General features: G+C 76.6%; 1 protein-coding gene. It reads left to right on the top strand.

What is annotated here, in order from left to right; genetic code table 11:
• Nucleotides 1–4,442, top strand: a 4,442-nt coding sequence (locus ACTUAL_RS29575; RefSeq protein WP_440902537.1) for a hypothetical protein, incomplete at both ends; no start/stop codon positions are given.

Below are 4,442 nucleotides of genomic sequence, written 5' to 3'. Positions count from 1 at the left end.
TCCGGCTCGTCCCCGCCCTCCTCGCCCGCGCCGAGGACCTGACCTGCGACTACCTCGGGTTCGACGCCCCCGACCGGGTCCGCGAGGTCGGCACCGGCAAGCGCGTCGCGCTCGGCTTCCCCGCCTGGGCGCTGGCCAACGACCCGGACAACGGGCACCACGCGCTCGACCTGGTCAAGGACGTCGAGCGGCTCGGCGCGCTGGCCCGCTCGCGCGCCGAGGCCGCCAAGACCGGGTTCCTCGCGCTCGGCGAGCGGCTCGCCCGGTCCGCGCCGCACTTCCTGCCCACCCTGTACGAGGAGGCCGGGCGCGCGTTCCTGGCGCACGGCAGCACCAGCTACGCGGGCGCCATGTTCGGCAGGGCCAGGCAGGCCGAGGAGGTGCACGACCTCCCGCTGGACGTCGAGCGGCTGCGCGAGGTGTTCCTGGAGTTCGCGTTCGCGGGCGCGCTGACCGTGAAGGCGCTGACCTCGTTCACCAAGTCCCTGCAGGGCAGGCTCGACCCGGTCGAGGCCTACGAGCTGGTGCTGCACCTGTGCGTGCGGCGCTGCGCGGGCGGGTTGGCCCCGCACAACTCCATGCCGGACGACCTGCGCAGGCTCGCCACCGCCGCCGGGCTCGACCCGGACGCCGAGGACGAGCGGCAGCTCACCCGCCTGCTCGACCTGCGCGGCGTCTCCCGCGCGGGCGGCAAGTTCTGGAAGCGCTACCGCCCGGCCCTGCTGCGGCTGTCCGCGAAGGACCCGGCGCTCGCGCCCCGGCTGCTGGAGCTCGTCCCGGACGACCGCGACGACCTGGACGACTGGCTCGACCTGCTGGAGGCGTGCGGGGCGACCGCGCACCTGGTCGACGGCACCGGGACGGTCGGCGCGGCGGCCTGGCTGACGTCGGTGGTCCAGCTGCGCGACCTCTCCTGGGGCGGCGACACCCCGCGCTCCGAGCGCCTGCTGGAGCTGGTCGCCCGCCTCGCGCCCCGGCTGACCGCCGACGCCGTCCCGGTCCGCTTCCCGCACACCTGGCGGCAGGGCGAGCTCGACCTGCTCGACCTGCTGCTCGTCCTGGACGTCCCGTTCGAGCTGACCGAGGAGACGGGGGAGCGGCGCAACTTCGCCGTCGACTCCTGGCTCGCCGACGAGCTGCCCGGCCGCCGCGACCTGGTCGCCCTCGCCACCTCCGACCGCACCAGGGCCCACCTGGGCTCCGGGCTGGTCCAGCACCTGGTCAACGCGGGCTCCTCGGGCCTGGCCAACCCGGCGGCGGTGCGCGCGGCGATGGCCGTGCCGGGGCTGCGCTCCGCGCTGTCGGCGTGGCTGGCCGTGCGCGTCACCGCGCTCGGCGCCACCGGTCTGCCCGACCTGGAGCGGCACCTGGCCGAACTGGGGCCGCTGGGCGTGCCCGAGGCGTTCGCCGTGCTGCCCGAGGCCGCCGAGACCATCGCGGACGCCGACGTCGCCACCCTGCTCGCCTCGGTGCTGCGCACCGGCCTGCTGGACGAGCTGGGCTGGCCCGCGCTGGACCGCGCGGCCGGGCTGCTCGGCGCGGAGGCCGAGATCGCGGGCGAGGGCTGGCCCGCGCTGGTGCTGCGCGCGGGCGAGGAGTTCGCCGTGGCCGGGCCGGACGGGCTGCTCGCGGAGCACCGCTCCCGCGTGCCGCTGGAGCGCAGGCACGACTGGGACTACGCGCCGACCGCCTGGTGGTTCGACGGCCGCCTGCTGGTGCGCTGGCACGCCGACCACGGCGAGGAGCTGGCGTACTGGAGCGACGCGCCGACGGTGCTGTTCGACCCGCTCAGCGGGATCGACCCGTACCGCGACCGCGAGGCCGTCCCGTCCCTCGCGCTGCCCGGCGGGGCCCGCTGCACCGGCGGTCGCGCGGTCAGCCCCGGCGACACCCACGCGCCCTTCCCGCGCCCGGTCCACGGCGACGGCGTCACCCTGTGGGTCGACACCGACGCTGGCTGGCGCGAGGTCGACCCGGCCACCGGCGACCTGGGGCGGTCGAGCCTGCCGACCTTCCTGGAGGAGTTCGGCGCGAAGCGCGAGCTGGACGACTGCCACCTGCGCCCGGTCGCCCCCGGCACGGAGGCGAGCCCGCTCGGCGCGTCCGGAGGGCTGCACGGCTGGCGGGTGCGCGCCGAACCGGACGGGTCCTGGTCGGGCGAGGGCGTTGACGGGCGCGCGGTGCGGCAGCCGAGCGAGGCGGGCGCGCCCTCGGGGCTGCTGGACCTGCCCGGTGGCGCGCGGCTGGTGGTGCGCGCCGAGTACGAGACGATCGAGCTGCGCGACACCTCGGGCGCGCTGCTGGCGAACTTCGACGTGGGCGAGCGCCGCCCGGAGGGCGCCTCGGGCACCCCGCTGGTGCCGCCGGTCGCGTGGTGGCACGCGCTGCGGCCCCGCGACGAGGCCGGTTCCGCCGCGCTGCGGGCGGTCACCGAGGAGGACGCGCGCGAGCTGATCACCGCCGCGCTGGCGACGGCCGAGACCGCGCTGCCCGCCGTCATCGCGGCGGAGGTGGCGCTGCTGCGCGCGAGCGGGGGTGGCACGGGCGCTGGGGGATCAGGCGCAAGGGGATCAAGCGCAGGGGGGTTGAGCGCTGGTGGGTTGAGCGCCGAGGAGTCGGACGCCCTTCCGCCTTCGGCCGCCGGCGCCGGTGCGGGCGCGCAGTCGGGACAGCCGGGACAGTCGGGACAGTCGGGACAGCCGGGCGGAACGTCCTCTTCGGACCCTGCGACCGGTGGTCCGGCCGTTGCCGCCGGCGGTCAAGCCGCTGTGGCCACCGCTCCCGGCGGCCCGTCCGCCGGGCGGTTCACGGCGCTGGCCCACGTGGTCGCCGAGCGCCTGCCCGCGCTGACGCACCCCGAGCTGCTCATCGCCGTGGTCGCCGAGGTCCGCAGGGCGGCGCGCCTGCAGAAGGGCTTCCGGGCGTTCGCGCGGGTCGCCGAGGCGGCCAGGCTGATCGACGAGACCGCGCGCCCCACCACGCCCGAGTCCGCCGCGCTCACCGACGCCGGCATCAACCGGGCGGTCAACTGGTTCGCCTCCCACACCGACGACGACGTGTCCGGGCTGCCGTCCGCGCTGCCCGACCTGATCGCGGCGCTGGTCGCGGCCTCGGCCGACCCGGTGCCCGGACCGCTGCCCGAGGTGTCCTCACCGGACTGGGCCAGGGTGATCCCGCACCTGCGCTCTCTCATGCACCGGGCCGCCTCGCCGTTCACCCCGCCAGGGCAGCGCGCCGCGCTGGCCGAGCTGCTGCGGGTGCTGGCGTCCAGCCCGATCGCGGACGGCTCCGGCCGGTGGCGGTCGGTGGAGCTGGTGCTGCCCGAGCGCGGCCCCGACCCGGAGAACCGGGTGGCACCGACCGACGACGGGTTCGTCGCCCTGTTCGAGGAGAGCTGGCTGGACGTGCCCGGCCGCAGCTTCGAGGGCCTGCAGTTCGGCCGCGACGGGTTCGCGCTGCCCGAGGGCTGGCGGCTCAGCGAGCACTGGCCGCTCGACCCCGGCATCGACCGGGACGCCGTGCCGGTGTTCCTGGACGCGCTGGCCGAGCGCGGTCCCGCGCCGTGGCGGCCGGAGGCGGTCGACCGGCTGGTGGAGCTCACCGGCCTCAGCGGCGCCGAGGCGACCGTGCTGCTGGCCGGGATGCCGGGCGTGGGCGCGTGGGGCGGCAACTACCTGGGCACCGCGCTGCGCAAGGAGCTGGGCCTGTCCCGCGACGCCGCGCTCGTCGCCAAGGCCACGCTGGGCCCGCTGGAGGACGACGAGCGCGGTCGCCTCCTCAACGCCGCCGTGCCCGCCGACCCGCTGCGCCTGTGGACCGAGGGCCCGGACGTGGACGCGGTGGCCCTGGAGTGGAACACCGCGCACGGCCGCCGCACCCCGGTGCCCGAGGACCTGCTGATCGCGGCGCACAAGGCGTTCAGCCGCGACGACATCGCCGCTTTGCTCGTCGGTCTGACCAACCCGGAACGCGCGTCCTGGCTGACCACCGACGGCGGTCAGCGCTTCAGCGGGATCGAGCTGGAGCAGGGCGACGAGGCCGGGTTCGACTCGGACCACCTGGACGTCCTGCCCCGCCTGCTGGCCTGGCTCGGCTACCACCTGCCCGGCGGTTCGCCGCTGCGCGTGGAGTTGTCCCGCGCGCTCGAACTGGCCAGGGCGCGGGCGCACTCGCCCGCGTTCCTGGTGGAGCTGGGCGCGTGGGAGGAGGTGCGGAAGGTCAAGAAGCTGCTCGGCGTGCCCGCGCTCGAATCGGGCAAGGTGCTGGTGCACCGGGGTTTCGTGGAGGTGGCCGCCGAGGACGACTACTGCACGGTCGCGGTCAGACCGGGCCTGGTCGGGCAGGCGGACCGGGACCTGCTGGTGGCGCTGGCGAAGGCGCTCGACGGCGAGGCGGTCCTGAACGACCTGGACCTGCTGCGCTCCGACGGCCTGGCGACCCTG

This window comes from Actinosynnema sp., assembly GCF_052038725.1.
Note: the sequence above shows the minus strand (reverse complement) of the source record. Positions and strands in the feature narration are given on the sequence as shown.